Source organism: Photobacterium sp. SKA34, from assembly GCF_000153325.1.
Lineage (GTDB): Bacteria > Pseudomonadota > Gammaproteobacteria > Enterobacterales > Vibrionaceae > Photobacterium.
In genome coordinates this window covers 901,258-921,493 of the sequence record NZ_CH724141.1, presented here as the reverse complement: position 1 = coordinate 921,493, position 20,236 = coordinate 901,258, and the positions used below count along the sequence as shown (strand labels likewise).

Genomic DNA, 20,236 nt, shown 5'->3' with positions numbered 1-20,236 from the left:
ATTTACCTAACCTTACTTTGTTGATTACCACGAAGAACCAAGAGAAAGGTAGAACGAGCTGTTGCCACCTTCGGCTTGACCATAACTCAAGTAAACAGGGCCTATAATAGAATCAACAGCAACATAAACACTGCCAGCCGTTAATGAACTCCCCCAAGACACATCAGAAGATTTATCCCAGACACCGCCATGCTCTATGGAGCCCCCAACATAAACAGGGAGCTTAAACGCGCCAAAATTGTTATCAAGGACGCGATAACGATAAATCATACTGCCAAAAGCACTGTAACGACCGTTTAACTCATAACGGTGATATCCAGATAAATTAAATAATCCACCTAAATCTTGGGCGAAAACAGGTAGCATTTCATCCGAATCTGAGCCAGCGGTTTTAGCCGTGAGCACTAACGTATGTCGATCATATGTAAACGGTTTTTTTATTGAGAAATTATAAGAAATGGTTTCGCCATTCACTTCATCACTATTTTGATATTCACTGATCGTTTGGTTATAACCCACTCTTGCATTTGCATATGTACCTTTTGAAGGAAAGTAAAAACTATCTAGATCATCATAAGTCAAGTTGACATAGGGACCATGTAATAAATAATCCTCTTTATTGCGGGTTGAAAGAACCGTGATAGACCCTTTTTGAACATTGTAACCAAGAGTCGCTTCTGCCGATGATTTTAAATTCCAACCAACAGCCGCATAACCATTCACATGTCGATATTCAGTTTCTATATTGTACCGATAATCAGCTATTTCACTATCGAGGATTTTACTTGTACGCTTGAATTTCCTCACTTCATTACTTGCAGCAGCACCAATTTCTGTAAAAAACTGCTGTTTATAATCTAATGGGAAATAAAATTCAGTGTTGATATTTTTCCAACTACCTAATGAGAACTCTGTTAACCACTCTCCCCCTTTATCCGTAAGGTCGGTATAAAGATATTGCGCACCAAAAGAGAAGTTTGATCGATTGTTAAAATTATCTTCAAACGACAAGGTAAAGTTTAAATATCCCGGTCCCCATGATTTTTCATTAATATCCATATCAAGCACGTTCTCGCCGTTTTCTTGCTTAATTTGGTAAGTAATTCGACCATAAACATCTTCACTTTGTAGTCGTTTAACGGCTTGCTCTAATTCTTCATTAGAAATCACTCGACCTGTTTTCAAATCCAACTGAGACAATAAGGTTTTCTCAGGTAAGCGAGTATTATTCTTTATTTCTATCTTATCAATGTAATAACCAGAGGCTGCAGTTAGTTGGCTTCGACGACTTTGTTTTTGTTTAATATAAGCTCGATAGTCATGCTCTGATAATTGGTAGCGAAGTAATTTTGGAAGCGAAGCCGTCGCCACTTTCCTTCCCGCTAAATATGCTTTTTTCATTTGATCAAAATCTGCAGCTGTCATAAATGACACATCTGGCTGGAGATATACGTCACCTTCAGCCATTAGGCTTTTTTGAAAATCAGCACTCGCATTGGTCATATAAGTCGTTAACTGCGAGACAATATTCAACGCACTATCAAGTTCTTTACTTGGCATTAAATTATCACGTAAATCTACTGCGATAATTACATCAGCGCCTAAATCTTGCGCTACATCAACTGGCATATTGTTAACAACACCGCCATCAACAAGCAATTTTTCATTTAAGTGAACCGGTTTTAAAGCGCCAGGTACCGTCATTGATGCTTGCATTGCTGTCGCTAAATGGCCTGAACTTAAAATAACAGGTTTCACTTTAGTAATATCGGTGGCTACACTTCTATACGGGATTGCGAGCTGATCAAAAGACTTTAAAGATGGGAGGTTCTCAGTGACATTTCGTAGAATTTTAGCAAACCCTTGCCCTTGAAATGCTCCTGATCGAGATTTAAATTCCCCATTGAGATCGAGGCCAATATCAGTATGTAATTGATACTTATCATTTTGCTGTTTTCTTCGTAACGTAAGATCGTTACGACTAGCACGATCGAGGTATCCATCTTCCCATTTTACGCCAAAGGTACGACGTTTCACTTCTTTGGCACTTAACCCCATGGCGTATACGCCACCAACATAAGCGCCCATACTGGTACCTGTTACAATATCAACAGGAATTCGATTTTCTTCTAATACTTCCAGTACGCCTATGTGGGCAGCACCTTTTGCGCCCCCACCACTAAGAACAAGTCCAATCCGTTCTCGATTAAGTATGGGACGTTCGTCTGCACTCGCATACACCGTAATAGACTGTACACTGAGTACCATAAATAATACTGTTTTGATTATTTTATGCTTTTTCAACACCGTGAAGTTCCCAATCATTTAGCGCCATCACTATGAAAATATTTTAACCAACGAGTTCCTCTCATCGTTAAAATATTGACTAAAACTATTCATAACTCAATAAAATACAGTAAATACTAATTATACCGTTAATAATATGAAAAAAGAGCGCACAAAAACGCTCTTTTTCTCTCTAACGCAACAGTGTTAAATGCCTTTGGCGACATCATCAAGTGCTTTTAAGACCTGCTCGTTAATATGGCCTTTATGGACAAGTTGACAGACTTTTCGTCTAACAGCCAAGCCTGAAATTAAACGTTCAATCGATAAATGACGTTCGTCTTGACGGCTGTTATATAACTCAACGGTACGACTTAAAGTTTCATAACTGACTTTTTCACCAGAAACATATAACCAATCAAGCTTCTCTAAGTATCCGTGGCACTCTTCAGTAATAACTGATGAAGGATGACCAGTCATTGCAGATAAAGCCGTTATACTTCGTTGGAGGGCTTCTGGTGAGGTATATTTAGATAACACAATCGTTAATTCATCAGCATTTATCTCAACGAGATGCTTACGCAACTTAATACGACGCCCTAAGCGACCTTTTGGACGTGGTGCCTTTCGCTGAATAGGTTCAAACTCACCATCAATAATGGCGGACAATTGTTCCAATTCTTGCTTTGGCATGATCTCATTACGTAACGGGTTTGGCATGGTTGGTGCCATCGTACGCTTACCTTCATTGGTCGTTTTTGCACGAGAATAACGGATCACTTCATCAGCATCACATTTAATATCGATACGATAATCGGTATAACGTTTATCAAGCTCTTCAGCACTGATCGTTAAATGATATCCCCATAAATTCACAGCAAAGATCGTTTCCGTTACTTTTCCTTCAGCTAATTTTTTTAGTTCTCGAATAAGATCAGAAGAAAAACGTCGCCATTCAATATTTCGAGCAAGCTTTTGATTTAAATCACTTAAAAGCATAGAGTCATTGACACGGCGAGACATACGACTACGGAAAAAAGTATACAACTGAAAGACTAATGTATGCTGACGTAAGATTTCAGGTGGGAACAAGAAAAAGTAATCGCGTGTTAATAGTTCATCAAAAAATGAAGGTTCCCACACCAAAATATACAAATTAGGCTTGATTCTGATCTCACCATCTTCACCTTCTTGAGGAGCTTCTTCTGAGGCCGTGATCGTTCTAGCAATAAAACGAAAACGATCACTCTTAAACCCTTCAGGCATATTTTCACTTAGCCAACGACCAGTGAGTTCATGCAATTGAAAATCAGTAAATTCAATACGGTCAATACTTTCTCGAATAGAATCACGGGCTGGACCACTGTCTTTTTTGCCTCGCAAAGCCAAAATATCAGTGATATAGACTGGCGTTTTATTTGCCATAGATCGCGCTTGAATCTCATAATCAGCAATATGGTGATCGTGATACTGAACCGTTAAGGTAAACAGCGCAAACAGTGTCATTAGATCATCCACCGTCATGATCGACTTTGATGATCGTGTTTCAATGATCGCTTTAGTACCACTGATCGCAACCATTGATTTTTGATAACTTTTTTTAGTTCTCGGCGGCGCTAACGCCTGATCAATGATCCCAGCCCAGCTAGTTGGTGAAACAACAATTTGATCAGCTTCATCAGGCATACTTGGTGGTGTACCTAAACCATGTTCTGTCAGTAAACGTCGATTTACATGATTTTGTGCTAATGCTTTTGAACGTTTTTGCTTTTCTTTTTCTTTAAATTGGTCTGATTGTAAACTACCAGTGCCTAATTGAGAGATTAGCAAAGATGGATTAATGAAGTGATGCAGCATGGTTTTACCCGCTAAGCCTTCTTCGAATCTTACAGGCTGCTGATTAAATAAACCAACACTTACAGCTGCACGTAAACGTTGTTGAATTGCAGCTCGCGTTAATTGACCTTCCGTTGCTTCAACAAGTTCAGTTGTTGATACATAACCGTCTTTGCTTGATAAACCACGTAGCGAAATAATATTGAGCAGTTCAATAATACTTTTAGTGACCCCTTTGAAATGTTGATATTGCGGAAGCCAATCGACAAGATTTGAATGGATCAAAAATAAATGACCATCTTTGTGCGATCTAGGGGCTTCGATCAATATTTTTTCTATTGGGGCATTTTCACTGTTTCGAGGTTGTTTCATTTATCATTGACCGTAGATCCATCATCTTTCCGCAAAGATTAATAGAAAAAGATCAATAAATAAAGTTTTTTATTTAAAGATTTTTAATACTGATCTTTATGATTAATTCTGATCTTATTGATTAACTGATCTTATGATCTGGTTATATTTTACAGCTTAACATTCTGTTTTAAAAGAAGATAAAACAGTAGCACTACGGAACAATGATCATGGTTTTATTGGAAGTATGATCAACAGTTGTTAGAAAACATGATCATCATTGCATTGGAAGCATGATCATCTTCATTCTGAAACGATGATCAGCATTCAATTGAAAGCATGATCATAATGGATTCAATGCTTACTCACAGAGTTATCCACAGCAATCCTTTCTCTGTATTGATTTATTCTTAATTCCACGGTGAAAAGGTCATTTATCAAGGCATTTTTACTAGGAACAATGATCATGTGAGTGTCGTTCAAGCCAGTTTGTTTAAAAAACATTCACTTTTTTATCATGATGAACAGTGTGATAACTGCGACCATAACGATTAATCCATTTTACATTGATTCGGAATGTTACCAAAGAAGTGGTTATTTTATCGTTTAATATTCGGAAAAATGATCAAGTAAATGAATCTGCATTTCAAATATTTGCCCATTTCATTCAATATTGGCCTTTTGGTCTTGTTCTTAGCTGGATATTGTTAGCTAAACCCTTATTGAACCTACACTCGCCGTAACTTATCGTCTTTCTATCATGCTTCCGTAATTATGGTTGTGAATCGCTATTCTCCCCTTTTTACCTTGATCATTTTTCCTGAAAATATGATCTAATATCTTCAAGATGTTCTGATTTATATTGTTTATTAGAGTACTTGATCATCTTTTCATGACCGTCGTTATTTTCTCGGAACAATGATCAAGATTTTGTTCATTCATTTTCGCTTTTTTGATGATGTGATCTGCCTTTATCTACTAATTATCAATTATTTTAATGAAATGGCTATGAAATTGACTGATTTCATCATACTGTTAGATCTTATGCTTATTTGTTCAATTTTAGGCTGATCTGAAATTGAAATAACATCTTCCGTAACTTAGCTTGTTTTTATCATGCTTCTGTAAATACCCTGCTAAAATCAATTTACATTGTAAAGTTGTGACGGTGTAACACTTTAAATCTATGTCTTATTTCGGGTAGTTAATCCCATTATTAGAGTCAAATAATGTTTAAATAATGACCTTTTATCTGCTTTTATCAAAAATTAAGCTTTTTGAATTTAGATTGATATCACACTGATTGTTCAGCTTTTTATTGTTATCTTTTATATTTGCTGTACAATGTTACTTAGTCTATCATCATGGCGAAGAGTGATAATGAATAGGGAACAGACGATCCAAAATTTGCTCAATATTGCAGAGCAAACAAAACAAGTACAAGCGGACCGAATTGAGATTGTTTTAGAAGAGCGTCGTGAGGAGTTATTCCCTCCGATGTCTAAAGCTTTAATGGAAACACGCTCAGGGTTAACAAGACGTAAACTTGATGATGCAATTTCTCGTATGGAGGCTGATGGTCATCAATTTACGAAAAATAATGCTAATCACTACTCTATTACATTAGATGAAGCCCATAAACTGATGACGTCGGCAAAAAAGCCGGCTTTTCATGAGAGAGAAGGTGCAGGTCGTAAGCCTTGGGTTGTCAATGTTCAGAATCAGAAAGGTGGTACGGGTAAATCAATGACAGCGGTACATATTGCTGCTTGTTTAGCTTTAGATTTAGATAAACGTTATCGTATTTGTCTAATCGACCTTGATCCACAGGGTTCATTACGTCTGTTTTTAAACCCTCTTATAAGTGTGGGAAAACAAGAAACAATATATTCTGCTGTTGACGTTATGCTTGACAACGTACCTGATGGCGTTGAAATGGATAAAGATTTCTTGAAAGATAATGTGGTTATGCCAACCCAGTATCCTAATCTTAAAACCATAGCAGCCTTTCCTGAAGATGCGATGTTTAACGCCGATGCTTGGCAAGATCTTGCTGTAAATCAAGATCTTGATATTGTTCGTTTACTCAAAGAAAAAGTAATTGATCCAATTGCAGATGAGTTCGACATTATTATGATTGATACGGGCCCTCACATCGACCCGTTGGTATGGAATGCTATGTATGCATCTAATGCGTTAATCATTCCTTGTGCTGCTAAACGTCTTGACTGGGCATCTACTGTTAACTTTTTCCAGCATTTACCTACTGTTTACGAGATGTTCCCTGAAGATTGGCATGGCTTAGAATTTATTCGTTTAATGCCAACAATGTTTGAAGACGATAATAAGAAGCAAGTTTCTGTGTTAACTGAAATGAATTACTTGCTTCGTGATCAAGTTATGATGGCCACAGTACCACGTAGCCGTGCATTTGAAACTTGTGCTGATACGTATAGTACGGTATTTGACTTAACGGCAGCAGAGTTTGAAGGGGGTAAAAAGACCCTTTCAACCGCTCAAGAGGCTATTCAACGTGTTGGTTTAGAACTAGAACGCGTGATGCATAGCCACTGGGCAAATCTTAACGAGGAGTAACTAACAGATGGCTATTAAAACAACTGATCTTAATGCTCGTCTGTTTGGTAAAGCGGATAAACGTCGCGCGACCAACGTAACAGAAGCACAAACAGCTGCACGCGATAAAGCAGCAGTAATAGAATTAGCTGTAGCAGGTGAAGAAACAGTTGCGTTTGAATTAATTAAAATTAATGCTGACGATGTCAGTACTAAAACTACTGTTTTTGCTGAGAATGCACGTGAACAAGCATTTTTAAATGAGCATGCTCTAGCTGATATATTATCTACATTGAAAGATCGTGGACAGCAATATCCAGCTGTTGGTCGTTGGTTAGATGATGGTCGTATTGAAGTTTTAGACGGTAGCCGCCGTCGTATGTCTTGTATTTTAGCTCATAAAGATTTTTTAATTTATGTCGCTAAAGGTATTAATACTGAGCATGCTAAATTTTTATCTGACGTCGCTAACGCTCATAAACCGCTAAGTTTATTTGAGCGTGGTAAAGAGATGCAACATCTACTTGATAGTGGAAAAGTTGCGGATCAAAAAGAGTTAGCTCGTTATTTACAATGCAGCGAAGCCCTAGTAAGTGGTGCTTTAAAAGCGGCGAGTTTACCTATGGAATTGCTGATGGCTTATCCTAGCGTTGGTGAGCTTGGTCGTCCTACTATTGTTAAACTTCACCGTGTTTTTTTTGGTTTAGAAGCTGAACAACAGAAAAAAATGATTGAAGAGTTAAGTGCTGAAAATACGGCACTCTGGAAAACAATCAAAGCACAAGGTATCAGCCGAATTACTCGCGAAGTGACGGTTAAACTTGAAGAGATGGGCGATGCACTTCAGCCGAAAGTTGTTGTTGAAAAACCAAGTTCTCAAGAGCTTATTAAAGGTAAAGTAAGTTATACTCGCGACGGTGATAAGTTACAGTTACGTTTGAAAAAAATGAGCGATCGCCAAGTCAGTGACATTCTTGATTACTTAAATGATTATTTGAAATAATCAATTCTTATTAAAGCCACGCATTCTAGCGTGGTTTTTTTTCATCTCAATTTTGCTTCACATGTTATGATCTCAACAATCATGTTGTTCAGGTTATTTTATGTTATCACTTCTTCCTACATTTATTTCTCAGCTTCATATGGACTCGCTTGCTGCTAATTGCCGTCGACTTGTTATTGTTGAAGGTGATCTTCGCTGGGCGACTAATATCACGCAATTATTTTCTGAACACTATTCAGCGATGCTTTGGGCGGGTGAAGATGCGCCTGAATCAATAGTTCATTGTCATTTTAAAACAGCGAAAAAGTGGTTGGGACAAGAGACGGACGGTATTGCTATTAACGCTCATCACGGTATTGATGCGAATGTTATTGGTGCGTTGTCTGGCACAATAAAAGGGGGCGGGGTAATGTTATTACTCTTACCTCTTGGTTGGAAAAGTGATGCTAATATTTCTCCATTTATGAAGCGTCTATCATTATTGTGTGCTGAACCTGATGTGATTACGTTATGCCAAAATAGTAATCTTCCAGTATTTAAACCTTGGATTTGTGAGTCACATAGTCATGTAGATTTTACCTCAAGTGCCCCTCGATTTTGTTTAACACAACAACAAGAGCATGCGGTTGATGCCATTATTAAAGTTGCTGCTGGTCATAGAAAGCGCCCGTTAGTTTTATCCGCCGATAGAGGGCGAGGTAAATCGTCTGCGTTAGGTATCGCTGCAGCAGAGTTAATGCTTGTGCGAAAAATGAAAATTGCGGTGACGTCTCCTTCTTTTGCTTGTGCATCTACCGTTTTTTCACATGCGCAACAACGCTTGATTGACGCTGATACCACTCATCCTCATCGATTATTATGCCAAGGGAGTGAGCTGCATTTTATTGCACAAGATGTTATTTGTGATGTTGCGGATAAATATGATTTTATCCTTGTCGATGAAGCTGCAGCTATTCCTGGTGATACCTTGATCGCGTTATTGAATCGACATAATCGTTTAGTATTTGCCTCAACGATTCATGGCTATGAAGGGACTGGGCGTGGTTTTGAAATTAAATTTAAGCAAGCACTAAATAAGAAAATGCCACAATGGAAAGCGGTTCATATTGAGCAACCTATTCGCTGGCAAGTAAACGATCCGTTAGAACAGTGGGTTTTCAATGCATTACTACTTAATGCAGAGTACTCAACATTAGAGACATTATCTCATGCAACGATTTCTTATGAACTCGTAACGAAGGCTGAGCTTGTTACAAACAAAAATTTATTGTCTCAAATTGTTGGTCTATTAATTCATGCCCATTACCAAACATCTCCAAATGACGTTCAACAACTTTTCGATGATTCTACCCAACATGTATTAGTTGCTCGCTCTGAACATCACGTAATTGGTTGCTGCTTGTTAGTCGAAGAAGGTGGATTTGATGATGATTTAGCAGAAGCGATCATGCTTGGGCAGCGAAGAATTAAAGGGCATTTATTAGCACAATCTATTGCAGCACATCTAGGCTTAAAAGCGGCAGCGAAACAGTCATGTTATCGAATATTACGTATTGCTGTTTTACCTGTACTCCACCGGCAGGGAATTGGTCAGCAATTATTATCTCGTGCTGAGCAGTACGCTTTGGCATGCGGCGTTGATTATATTGGTACAAGTTTTGGCGCCACCGATGAACTAGTGAATTTTTGGCATAACGCAGGTTTTACTCCTATTCGTTTAGGCATAAATAAAGATGCGGCCAGTAGTCTACATTCTTTACTCTGCGTTAAGGTATTCAATCATAATTGTTATGACATCTGGTTTAATGATGCAGAGCTTTTATTTTCTGCGAGTTTTAGCGCTCAAAGAGTTGAACAGTTTCAACAGTTAGCGCCTGAATTATTTCTTCGTTTATATAGAAATCAGAAGAGTTATTCAATTGATTATCAACTTTCTGAGCCCTTTATTCAGTCTCAACTTGATGGTTTTTGCTTGGGGGCGTTAGGCTATGATTATGTGGTTGCAAGTATTGAAACAAGGTTATCATCTTATTTACTAAGTGATGATTGTACTCGAAATGCAGAATTGTTTTTTGCCATAGCAAAAGTGATGCAGCGCCAAGCTTGGACTGATGTTATCTCTTCGTTCAAATTTACTGGACGCAAGCAAGCTGAAAATATTCTACGTCAATTTGTTAGTGAGAATCTTATCTAGTGTTGGTTCAGAGCGAGGGAGTACTGTTTACAGTGTAAATTGTTTCTCTCTTTTATTTACAGTGTAAATTGTATATTCGCTTTACACTGTAAATTATCCACTTATGATTTTCTTACTTCTTACTTCTTACTTCTTACTTCTTACTTCTTACTTCTTACTTCTAGCCATCACTATATAGGGGCAGCTATATTTTTTTGATAGCAAGGCGCTTGTTATATATTAAGCTTTAAATTAGCTTTTTATATCAATTTCGGCATTATGAAGAGATTGCTGATACTCATTGAATTAGTTGAAAAGTTTGATTAAAAGAAACTTTTAAATTGTATAGTTAGGGATTATCTCAAATAGAAGCTATCCATAATATGCATATAGTAGCATATTATTATTCAGTGATTTACAGTGTAAATATTAAAAGCTATAACAAGTATTTACACTTTAAAGAGAAGGAATGATACTAGGTACTAGATGTGGAAGTATAGTATTTACACTGTAAATAAATGGCTAACCAATATTAAGAAGTTTTGATTAACGAGAATGAATTGTTTTGCAAATATCTATAAGTTCTTAAAATAGAATGAGAACTCATTAAATGTTGATTCCTAGATAATTGAGAGTGCACTTATTTGGATCTATTCAATTCAAAGCGTGATTCGAGTGATTAAAATAAGTCAGTAACATCAACTTGCTTTCTTGAAATTAAAAGTCATGATAGTGGCTGTGTCATATGGTGAATCAGTTAGATAATAAATAGAAATTAAAAAACCAGTACTGAGGTACTGGTTTTTAGTGAACAATATTATTTACACTGTAAATTATCTATACAGTTTCTAACTGTGAATACTTTTCAGTAATAAAACCTTGATAACCACTTACGAATAAATCAGATAACCGCTCCAACTGTGTTTCTGTTTCAACTCGAGTAGCAATAACCTTAATATCTAAACTATGTGCAGTTCTGCATATAGAAGATAACACAGCTGATTTTGTTTGGTCATTTAATTGATAAGTATATGCATAATCGATTTTAACGTAATCAGGATTAGTTTCTTTTAAGTAATTTAACGATTGAAAATGACGTCCATAGTTATCTATTCCTACGCCGAAGTGGTAACGTTTTATAATGCTGCACAACAGGCTTGTCGCATCGGTGTTTCTGATACAACTGATTTCTTGTAATTCAAAAAATAATCTAGAGGCTATCTGAGTATTATTACTTAAGAGTCTATCTAACCAGCGAGTGAAACTAGGATCGCCAATACTGCTGTTAGTAATGTTAATTGCAAATGGACCAATTGTCCTATCTGCATTAAGTCGGTTAACTATCGTAACAATGACATGTCGATCAAACCAACTTCCGATCTTCAAATCTTCGATAGCACCTAAAAACTGACCGGCTGAATAAAAGTTCTTATTTTTTTGTATCGCGGTGAATACTTCATAATGGTAGACACTTTTATTTTCTAATGTTGCAGGCTGGAATTTATATTGAAATAAATCTTCATTAATCGCTTGTTCTAGTAATTGTTTCCACTGTTGTTTACCTAAGCTGCTATGGCTATTAGGATCTTTTATTAAAGCAATGGATTTATGAGGGGTAAGCTTTGCTTGCGTTAATGCGTTATCTAATTGTGTTAATAATTGGCTCGGAGTAATTTTCGCTTCGTTATACACTAAGCCAATATCTGTAGTTGATGGGCTGACTAATTTTGAATTATTAACGATATCATCAAATATTTCAAGTACCATTTTTCCGAGTAATTCTAACTTTTCAGAAGATAAGTTAGGGATAAGAATGGCAAATTCATCACGAGATAAGCGTGCTATAGTGGTGTAATTATAACTAATCACATCATTTAAACGTGCTGCGATTTGCTTTATAAGTTTATCACCCGCTTGATAGCCTTCCTTCTCATAAAAATCACTAATTAATGTTGTTTGTATTAGCGCTAATCCGCCTTTATGTGACTCATCTAACCAAGAGCTAATTTGATGGATAAAGAAACTACGATTGCCTAATCCAGAGATAGGATCAAGGTAAGCTTGTTCTCGTAGTTTTACAGCTTCGTTTGCTTGGCTTTTAAAGTTTACATCTAACTGATAACTAAGCTTATTAAATGCTTTTACAATTGTTTTAATATCGGATTCATCAGGCAATGCTAGAGGTGCTTGATTGAGGTTATCTATGTTATACGCACGGTTTGTTAACTTGCGTAACGATGTGAAATGCTTTGTACTAATAAAGTAAATCGCACAGCCACCAATAAGCATGAGTAATAAATGAGAAATAAGAGTGTTGCTAAATAATTGCCAATATTTTGTATATGCCCAGCGAGATGAAGCGCTCAACTCTAAGATACCGACATCAAAATTGTCATTATTTATTATTCTTTTTTCAATATGTTCTGGGATATTGATTAATGATTGAAACCATTGTGGAACATTATTTATATCACGGTTATTATCTATTCGTATTAAAGGTGTTGAATCGGAAAATAACAATGATATGTGGTTATATTGTTGTGCTGGGAATAAATAATTAAGGGTATCAATAAGTTGAACTTCTTGCTGTCGAGAAATTATTAAACTATCAAGAATTGATAATTTGTCTGGTAATGTAGTAAGCGCACGATTTATATCTTCATGTGCTGTTGTTATATGCTGATCACTAATTACATGATAGCCATTATATAACTGCGTACCTGCAGAAATGCTAAGTAAAGAGCACATGAGTGTTGTAATACTTATTATTTGTCGTTTAAAGAGTGTCATAATCTGAGCACCAAGGTAGAGTACTAGTCCAACATAAACAGTAAATAAAAGAGAGATATATTATGCTGACTACATTATTGATTTTGTAATAGTCTAATTTATCAAAACTCGCATCATGCAACTGTACTCTTTGTTATTTATTGTTGAAATTCGATAGATGTGTCTATTTGTTTTTGTAAACAAGGCTAATATGCATAAGAAAATAGTGTTTGCTTCTAAAAGGAAGTCGCAATATTGTAAAGAATAAATCATTTATACTTAATGGAGATAAAGATGGAATTGTCAGATATTCGTAGGGAGTATGCTAAAGGAGGGCTACGACGAGATGATTTACCGAGTGATCCACTAGTCTTATTTGAACGATGGTTAAAGCAAGCTGTAGAGGTACAACTACCGGATCCTACTGCAATGACAGTTGCTACAGTTGATGAATCTGGTCAACCTTTTCAACGTATCGTTTTACTTAAACATTTTGATGAACATGGATTTGTTTTTTATACTAACCTTGGTAGTCGTAAAGCTCAGCAACTTGCCATTAATAATAAAATCAGCTTACATTTCCCTTGGCATATGATGGAAAGACAAGTGCATATTACCGGCCATGTTGAAGCGTTATCAAAGCGTGAAGTGCTAACCTATTTTTCTTCTCGTCCAAAAGAAAGTCAAGTTGCTGCATGGGCGAGTAAGCAAAGCCAACGCTTAACAGCAAGACAAGCATTGGAAGGGAAATATTTTGAATTGAAACAAAAGTTTCTAGCAGGTGAGGTACCAGTCCCTACCTTTTGGGGAGGCTTTCGCGTTAAATTCAATTCGATTGAGTTTTGGCAAGGTGGTGAACATCGTTTACATGATCGTTTTTTATATCACGATCATAGTGAAGAATGGACAATTGATCGATTAGCACCATAACAATAAAGAGCAGGTTACTACCCTTTTATTGTATGGATTATTTAATCTTTCAAAACAATAGATAATTGGGTTCTCAACATACTTTCTGGAATGTTTGATCCATAGCCTAATTCTAATGCCAAATCTAAAAGCTCACCTTTAGAATTGGCATTAAATTTCTCTCGTAATCTCAAAACATAATTCTCAATTGTTTTTACAGAAACACCTAATGTGTTAGCTATATATTGCGGTTTCTTCCCGTGCAACAGAAGAAATAACACTTCAGATTCACGAGTATTTAATCCAATGTCTTCCTTTTTAATGCTAATTCTTGGCATTGAAGAATTTTTTTGCTGTTGAGTTATCCCTATTGCACGGCATAACCAATGCCCAACTTCTAATACAGCAGTGTCTGTTAATTCAATGCCTGAGAAAATAGTTCCAATAACTTGATTATTGTGGTCTCGCCATGGTGTTTTGGTAAAAAGGTGAGCGCGCCATTTACCATCATGATAAGGGTGAATATCAAGAACACGGATGGTTCTCTCTGTTTCTATTACAATTTTATCTTGTTCAACATACTTATCTGCGTAATCTGCTGTTGTTATAGGCAGTTGATAATCGTTTTTACCTATACAATCTAAATGATTATCAAATCCAACCATTCTTCCATATTCAGAATTTACATAAACGAATGTTGAATTTATATCTTTACAGCCCCAGCAACCGGGCAACTGATCAAAAATTTGGGGTGAAAATGAGGCGTTTTTATTATTCATATTTTGCTTAAAAATACAGTCAGCGAAGACATTTTAATCACTTTATCGTATTTGTAAATGTATAAGTAATAAGATGCTTATATATTAGACATAAATATAAAAAAAGCCGGCCATTAAGGCCGGCAAAACAAGAATTGGCTCTAGGAGCATAATTCTGTACGACGTGTAGAAGAGATAATCAGAAAAACGAAGTGAGGGTACATTTTCGTTTTCTCTGATTTATCCTTTTGGATAATGCTCGTTTTCTAGATGAAATCACCTTAAATAACGAACAAGCTAACTATAACTAAGCTTTTATGAACAAAATAGGGGGGAAATCACCTATTGACAAAAAATTAACTATCAAAACTATTTACTTTCTAACATTTTGGCATATTTAAAGCTGATGTCTTTGCCAGTTAAGTTTAAACCCAAATTTGATACGATTATCTGTCATTTTTATTTCATCTAATACTATTTGCCAGATTGAAGATGGCATATTTTTAGCTATGGGAAATTTTGAATAATAAAGCGCTAATGCTTGTTGTTCATTACTGGGAGCGATTAAATCAATCTGACCAGAAAACTGTATACCTTGAATATCGCTAATGTCACTTGGCTCAGGCGCTATTGTACCAGCAATGTGGTGGTTCTTTAGCATCAGGCTTCCATGACGTGTCTCTGGAGACGTCATGACATACAACACCATGTTGTCACTATCGAAAACATAGTAGCAGTTAGCACTCCAAATATGATCGTTAAAACTAGCGCATACTGTCAGTAAATGGTGTTCAGCAATAAAGTGTTGAATATGCTTTAATTCGTTCATATCAGTGCCCCTATTGTTTTATTTAGCTACCTCGTTTGATAACAACAATATACACAACAGTCTCTTTCGTGCCATAAATGATTTAACTCTTTGTTTTTATAACGGAACGATGATCATGTGTTTTGAGATAACGGTCAGTGTCAAATGGACTGGAAAGATGATCAAGGATGATCTTGTGAATAATCAGACAAAAATAAAGAAAATCAGTGACTTTTCGATACCTATTTTATAAATATAAATTCAGTGAATTTTTCACGTATGGAAGCATGATCATGGAATAACCCGACATTGATCATTTTTATTTAACTGCATCTTAATCTGAAAGAATAATAAATTTAGGCAATGATTTATTGGGTGATCCGTCTAGGTAAAGCCATTCATGATCCTAAGATTGTTCTTAAATGCGAAGGCGATATCTCATAAATGAGATATCTCAATAATGTTAATTAAATATACTCAACGTGGCTGAGTGTATTTTCATAATAAAAATAAAATGAAAGAAAATAACTTTAACCTATTGATTTATAGTCTTGGTGGGTTTTATTATGCGACGCATTGTAAGAGTGATTGCTCCTCTATTCATATTTTCAAGTATATTCCTATCGTATCTTCCTTTCGCTTATTCTGCTGAAGATGGCAGTGTTGCTAATATTTCGAGTCGTTCCTTTGAAAGTGGCCATTTAACATTGACGAAAACGGTGCAAAATATTACCCAAAATACACCGGCAAGTGTAAGTAGTACGGTAGCAAATCCAGGGGATATTTTAGAATACCGTATCGAATTTACGAATACTGGCGTTGGCGATATTCTAAATATGGTACTGCATGATAGCACGCCAGAATTTACCAGTGCTCAGCAAGCAGTTACCTGTGACGCATTATTACTCCCTTCTTCATTGAGCTGCAAAATAGCAACACCTAATGGCACTAATAGTGCCGGCTATAAAGGCGATATTCTTTGGTCTTTGAAGGGTGGTCTCTCAGGTGGTGAATCAGGTTTAGTGGTGTACCGAGTAAAAATAAACAATTGAAGTACTTGTTTATATCGCAATATTGGCAATGAAAATACTGGAACAATGATCAAGGTCTAATGCTTATAGACAATTACTTTAGTTTATTATGCCTTAGCCGATAATCACTCATATGCGTTCGCGACCTGAGTTAATGATTATGTTTGATGTTACTTGGCTGTTTATTATTCCTATTATCGTTTTAGGCTGGTTGATTTCACGTTACTTTTCTACCAGAAATATGCAGCAGCAAGAAAAACACCAGCGAATATTAAAAGACATTAAATATAAACAAGTGTTAGAGAAGGCCAAACAGGCTGAAAGAGAAGAAAAAATTTATAAAGCCAGTACAGGGCATATATCGAGTCAGTTATCTTTAGCAAAAGAATGTGAAGTGACGAATCCTATTGTGGCAATTGAGTGGTATGAAAAAGCGGCAGCGCAAGATAATGAAATGGCGCAATATGCCTTGGCACGTCTGTATCGTCGTGATCCTTTGGATCAACAAGCAATGCTCAAAGCTAATTACTGGCAAGCGCTTATTGATGCAAAGCAAAAATCACCTGAATCATTGTTTCGTTTTGGGGTGTTACTGATCCAAGGCAAAGGGGGAGAGACTGATCCAACTTTGGGTATTGATTATATCAAGCAAGCAGCTATTGAAGGTTTTCTTCCTGCTTTACTGTTTCTTTCTGATTGGTATGTCGTTGAAGAAACCGATCATTACTTACCCGAACAAGCCTTTTATTGGCGGATACAAGCGGCGAAACACAATGATCTTGATGGTTTAATGAAAACTGCATTTTGTTATAAAGTCGGGTTGGGTGTTGAAAGGAGTGTGGAAGGTGTCAAATACTGGTTAGAGCGCGCGGCGGAACATAATCATCCAGAAGCACAATATTTAGTAGGTAAAATGCATTTAGGCGAATGTGCAAATAATGCTGCAATTGCTTATATTTGGTTTTCAATGGCATATGCTGGCGGTTATAAAAAAGCAAGAGTAGCAAGAGATAAAGCCGCGCCTTTTATTGGTATTGAATCTATCCTAAATGTTCAAAATATTGCAAAGGAAGTCTATAAAATAATAAAGAATCAGCCCGTTATCCCTCACTCGGTTATTACTTTATTAGACGATTGCTATGGTCGTAAAGGGTATCGTCCAACCCTCGCTGATATTGAATTACTGGGTGAGACTCAAGATGCCATGAATGATAATCATGAAACATCAATAAAAGAAGATATAGCAATATCGCAGACAGAGGCTGATGCTATAGAAACTGATGATGAAGAGGAAAAGCCTGCAATGGGGCTAGATGATTGGACAACATCATGGGGCCCATCATCGTCAGATGTGATGCTTCAAACGGCATCGAAAGCTTGCGATGATATAAAGAAGTAAAACGAAAACAGCTCAAAAAATGTTGAGCTGTCTTCACTTAGTATTTTAATCAGATGATTAGTATACTTTTGGATGTTTATGGTGATGCTTTTTACAGGTGCCGTTGTAAAAGGATTTTAAGCTACATTGTGTACCTTGTTTATTAAAGTGACACTTGTTACCAATAGCGGTACCTTTGTGTTTTACACAATAGTTCACCCATTTTTGTTTCTTGTCTTGTTTATGCTGTGAACACTTGCCTTCTTTGTAAGCCCACTCATCACACATTTGGCCGCTAGGTAGACGGCAGTAACCTTGGCCATCAACAATAACTGATTGACCACCATGGTGTTCGCAATAGATAGAAGCAGGATTACCGTGCGGACCGTGAGCACAAGCGGCCGTTGAAATTAATAGTCCAATCACTAATAAAAACTTTTTCATGTTAATTTTCTCTTTTTAATAATGACCGAAATTAGTACAAAATTGGTTTTTTAGCAGCGGGTTTACACTCACCACGTAGATATTCCCATCCATCACACTGGCTACCGTTCTTGAAATGACAGACGCCAGCTTGGCTTCCATCTTTATTCGTTGTAATTTGATAATTGCCACCATGTTCAACACAGTATGTTGCTGCTGGATTTGCCATGTTTGCAGTTGGTTGAGTTGGTAGTGTTTTACAACCAACCAATGAGGCTGAAGCAATAAGAGAAAGTAGCAATAATGTCTTTTTCATAATCTAATCCTTATTTAAACGATGGCTTCGTTTCGTATATCTATTCACATGATGAATGATTTTGGCGTATTGTGTATTTAAAACACTGTTCGAATGTCAGGGAAATGACAAAAGAATACTTTCAATAGCTAAAGAACTATTAAATTGTGACTGATTTTATAAATGTGTGGTGGTTTGGCTGCTAACTAAGGAGTTAAAAAAGTTATAAAAAAACGGCTTAACAAAATGTTAAGCCGTTAATTTAGTCATTAGTCAGGGGGAAGAGACTAATTAGTAAAGGCGGTTGCCATTTTTTCGGTTACATTTGTGATTATAGAAGTCTTCTAGATTACATGTCGTATTCCATTTAGCGAACTTACATACATCACCTGTTGCAAACCCACCTTTTTTAACACAGTGGTCAATCAATTTTTGTTTGTGTGTTTTACCTGATGGCTTACATTGACCTTTCATGAATGCGTATTCTTCACATGAGCTACCGTCGTTAAAGACACAGTAACCTTTTTCACCATCGCCACCTAATGGGGTACGAATATCAACATGACCACCATGTTGTACACAAAAATCTGATGCTGGATTACCAAACGCAAAAACAGAGCCTGAAAGCAGTAAACCTACAACAAGTAGTAATTTTTTCATCATTAACCTTCCGATATTAATAATAGAGAGATTGTACAATCAATTATTGTGTTGAACTGTAAACGATGGGAGCTTTAGCCTCACTTTTACAGTTACCACGCTGGAATGCCTATGCATCACATAGGCTTTCGTCATGGAAGCGACATAATCCAGTATCGCTTCCGTCTATATTCTTCATAATTAACACTATACGTTGCTGCTGGGTTTGCCATGTTTGCATAGGATCGAATAGGTAATGATTTACAGCCAACGAATGATGTTGCTGTAAGTATAGAAAGTAGGAGTACTTTCTTTTCAATATCTAATCCTTATTAAACAATAGCCTCGTTTAATAGCGAGCATTCAGCAACTGAATGTGTTTTATGTATTGTCAATTAAAAACGTTGTTCAAATGTCAGGGGAATGAAAGGGTCTGGTTATCTGGCTGTGAAAAAAGTATATGAGTTGAAAATAATTTATTTTTATCAGTAGGTTATTAGAGCAAGAATGAAGATAAATCTTACTCTAATAAAATAATTAGGCGTATTTATTAATAAATGTGGTCAATATATCAAGGGCATTGTTATCCCCTTGTTGCTCTGCCAGCAAATAATTATAAATCGCATTTTCATGATCAGCGACTAACGTAAATAAAGCGCGATGTTCTGTGGCCTCATCTGCCTGTTGTTGGTAGCGCTGCTGGAAGGGAGCAACCCATGGAACCATCGTATCTACTAACTTTTGCCAAGGTAATGCAAGCCACTTATTAGCATCAGCAAGACCTTTCGTTTCCATATCTTGATCGTAATCAGAGCAAGGGTGTCCTAATGTTTCCAGTCCATCTTTTAAACATTGAGCCGTTAGTTCTTCAACCTTTATTAATGTTTGCCATTTGTTGTTATGGCTATCGTCACTATACTTTTCAGCAAAGGTCTTGAAAAAAACAATGCCATAAAGTTCACCTAAATAAGCGTTATAGAGTTGAGCAATCATTGTGGTTATA

Annotated in this window: 16 protein-coding genes; 6 read left to right on the top strand and 10 right to left on the bottom strand. The window is 36.5% G+C overall.

What is annotated here, in order from left to right; genetic code table 11:
• Positions 1-24 precede the first annotated feature (24 nt).
• On the bottom strand, positions 25-2,325 hold the full coding sequence (locus SKA34_RS05630; protein ID WP_006644544.1) for a patatin-like phospholipase family protein: 2,301 nt from the start codon (positions 2,323-2,325) through the stop codon (positions 25-27).
• A 168-nt stretch (positions 2,326-2,493) separates the two neighbouring features.
• Entirely contained in the window at positions 2,494-4,494 is a 2,001-nt protein-coding gene (locus SKA34_RS05625) for a replication initiator protein RctB domain-containing protein (RefSeq protein WP_006644543.1), read from the bottom strand.
• Positions 4,495-5,853: 1,359 nt separating this feature from the next.
• On the opposite strand from SKA34_RS05625, the gene SKA34_RS05620 reads away from it, so the two are divergent.
• From SKA34_RS05620 to SKA34_RS05610, 3 genes are all read left to right on the top strand, one after another.
• A complete protein-coding gene (locus SKA34_RS05620) occupies positions 5,854-7,068 on the top strand; it encodes an AAA family ATPase (RefSeq protein WP_006644542.1) in 1,215 nt (404 codons plus the stop codon).
• Between the two features lie 7 nt (positions 7,069-7,075).
• Positions 7,076-8,050, top strand: a complete 975-nt coding sequence (locus tag SKA34_RS05615) for a ParB/RepB/Spo0J family partition protein (protein WP_006644541.1) — start codon at positions 7,076-7,078, stop codon at positions 8,048-8,050.
• 100 nt (positions 8,051-8,150) lie between these two features.
• Entirely contained in the window at positions 8,151-10,244 is a 2,094-nt protein-coding gene (locus tag SKA34_RS05610; RefSeq protein ID WP_006644540.1) for a tRNA(Met) cytidine acetyltransferase TmcA, read from the top strand.
• An 816-nt stretch (positions 10,245-11,060) separates the two neighbouring features.
• Here the strand turns inward: SKA34_RS05610 and SKA34_RS05605 are convergent.
• Positions 11,061-13,013: an EAL domain-containing protein gene (locus SKA34_RS05605; protein WP_232284221.1), complete on the bottom strand. Its 1,953-nt coding sequence runs from the start codon at positions 13,011-13,013 to the stop codon at positions 11,061-11,063.
• Positions 13,014-13,286: 273 nt separating this feature from the next.
• Between SKA34_RS05605 and pdxH the strand changes: the two genes are divergently transcribed.
• Positions 13,287-13,922 (top strand): pyridoxamine 5'-phosphate oxidase, encoded by a 636-nt coding sequence (gene pdxH / locus SKA34_RS05600; protein WP_006644538.1) that lies wholly within the window; start codon positions 13,287-13,289, stop codon positions 13,920-13,922.
• Between the two features lie 41 nt (positions 13,923-13,963).
• Here pdxH and SKA34_RS05595 read toward each other — a convergent pair whose 3' ends face one another.
• Together SKA34_RS05595 and SKA34_RS05590 are read right to left on the bottom strand one after the other, a co-directional pair.
• Positions 13,964-14,680, bottom strand: coding sequence for a PAS domain-containing protein (locus SKA34_RS05595; RefSeq protein WP_006644537.1), 717 nt, complete (start codon positions 14,678-14,680; stop codon positions 13,964-13,966).
• A 376-nt stretch (positions 14,681-15,056) separates the two neighbouring features.
• Positions 15,057-15,488 carry a hypothetical protein gene (locus SKA34_RS05590; RefSeq protein WP_006644536.1) on the bottom strand — a complete coding sequence of 144 codons (432 nt, stop codon included), beginning with the start codon at positions 15,486-15,488 and terminating at the stop codon, positions 15,057-15,059.
• A gap of 545 nt (positions 15,489-16,033) precedes the next feature.
• Here SKA34_RS05590 and SKA34_RS05585 point away from each other — a divergent pair.
• Entirely contained in the window at positions 16,034-16,519 is a 486-nt protein-coding gene (locus SKA34_RS05585) for a DUF11 domain-containing protein (protein WP_006644534.1), read from the top strand.
• Positions 16,520-16,658: 139 nt separating this feature from the next.
• Entirely contained in the window at positions 16,659-17,897 is a 1,239-nt protein-coding gene (locus SKA34_RS05580) for a tetratricopeptide repeat protein (protein ID WP_232284220.1), read from the top strand.
• A gap of 57 nt (positions 17,898-17,954) precedes the next feature.
• Here the strand turns inward: SKA34_RS05580 and SKA34_RS05575 are convergent, their stop codons facing one another.
• The 5 genes from SKA34_RS05575 to SKA34_RS05560 all read right to left on the bottom strand — a co-directional run bounded on the left by SKA34_RS05575 (position 17,955) and on the right by SKA34_RS05560 (position 20,226).
• Entirely contained in the window at positions 17,955-18,320 is a 366-nt protein-coding gene (locus SKA34_RS05575) for a DUF333 domain-containing protein (protein WP_006644532.1), read from the bottom strand.
• Positions 18,321-18,351: 31 nt separating this feature from the next.
• A complete protein-coding gene (locus SKA34_RS05570; RefSeq protein WP_006644531.1) occupies positions 18,352-18,615 on the bottom strand; it encodes a DUF333 domain-containing protein in 264 nt (87 codons plus the stop codon).
• Between the two features lie 270 nt (positions 18,616-18,885).
• Positions 18,886-19,257, bottom strand: a complete 372-nt coding sequence (locus tag SKA34_RS05565; RefSeq protein WP_232284219.1) for a DUF333 domain-containing protein — start codon at positions 19,255-19,257, stop codon at positions 18,886-18,888.
• Positions 19,258-19,363: 106 nt separating this feature from the next.
• Positions 19,364-19,552, bottom strand: coding sequence for a hypothetical protein (locus SKA34_RS22795; RefSeq protein WP_232284218.1), 189 nt, complete (start codon positions 19,550-19,552; stop codon positions 19,364-19,366).
• Positions 19,553-19,770: 218 nt separating this feature from the next.
• Positions 19,771-20,226, bottom strand: a complete 456-nt coding sequence (locus SKA34_RS05560) for a hypothetical protein (protein WP_006644529.1) — start codon at positions 20,224-20,226, stop codon at positions 19,771-19,773.
• Between the last annotated feature and the right edge of the window lie 10 nt (positions 20,227-20,236).

What these genes read in the sequence shown, in the direction of transcription:
- SKA34_RS05630 (WP_006644544.1), bottom strand. Translation starts at nt 2,325, where the DNA reads ATGATTGGGAACTTCACGGTGTTGAAAAAGCATAAAATAATCAAAACA.
- SKA34_RS05625 (WP_006644543.1), bottom strand. Translation starts at nt 4,494, where the DNA reads ATGAAACAACCTCGAAACAGTGAAAATGCCCCAATAGAAAAAATATTG.
- SKA34_RS05620 (WP_006644542.1), top strand. Translation starts at nt 5,854, where the DNA reads ATGAATAGGGAACAGACGATCCAAAATTTGCTCAATATTGCAGAGCAA.
- SKA34_RS05615 (WP_006644541.1), top strand. Translation starts at nt 7,076, where the DNA reads ATGGCTATTAAAACAACTGATCTTAATGCTCGTCTGTTTGGTAAAGCG.
- SKA34_RS05610 (WP_006644540.1), top strand. Translation starts at nt 8,151, where the DNA reads ATGTTATCACTTCTTCCTACATTTATTTCTCAGCTTCATATGGACTCG.
- SKA34_RS05605 (WP_232284221.1), bottom strand. Translation starts at nt 13,013, where the DNA reads ATGACACTCTTTAAACGACAAATAATAAGTATTACAACACTCATGTGC.
- pdxH (WP_006644538.1), top strand. Translation starts at nt 13,287, where the DNA reads ATGGAATTGTCAGATATTCGTAGGGAGTATGCTAAAGGAGGGCTACGA.
- SKA34_RS05595 (WP_006644537.1), bottom strand. Translation starts at nt 14,680, where the DNA reads ATGAATAATAAAAACGCCTCATTTTCACCCCAAATTTTTGATCAGTTG.
- SKA34_RS05590 (WP_006644536.1), bottom strand. Translation starts at nt 15,488, where the DNA reads ATGAACGAATTAAAGCATATTCAACACTTTATTGCTGAACACCATTTA.
- SKA34_RS05585 (WP_006644534.1), top strand. Translation starts at nt 16,034, where the DNA reads ATGCGACGCATTGTAAGAGTGATTGCTCCTCTATTCATATTTTCAAGT.
- SKA34_RS05580 (WP_232284220.1), top strand. Translation starts at nt 16,659, where the DNA reads ATGTTTGATGTTACTTGGCTGTTTATTATTCCTATTATCGTTTTAGGC.
- SKA34_RS05575 (WP_006644532.1), bottom strand. Translation starts at nt 18,320, where the DNA reads ATGAAAAAGTTTTTATTAGTGATTGGACTATTAATTTCAACGGCCGCT.
- SKA34_RS05570 (WP_006644531.1), bottom strand. Translation starts at nt 18,615, where the DNA reads ATGAAAAAGACATTATTGCTACTTTCTCTTATTGCTTCAGCCTCATTG.
- SKA34_RS05565 (WP_232284219.1), bottom strand. Translation starts at nt 19,257, where the DNA reads ATGATGAAAAAATTACTACTTGTTGTAGGTTTACTGCTTTCAGGCTCT.
- SKA34_RS05560 (WP_006644529.1), bottom strand. Translation starts at nt 20,226, where the DNA reads ATGATTGCTCAACTCTATAACGCTTATTTAGGTGAACTTTATGGCATT.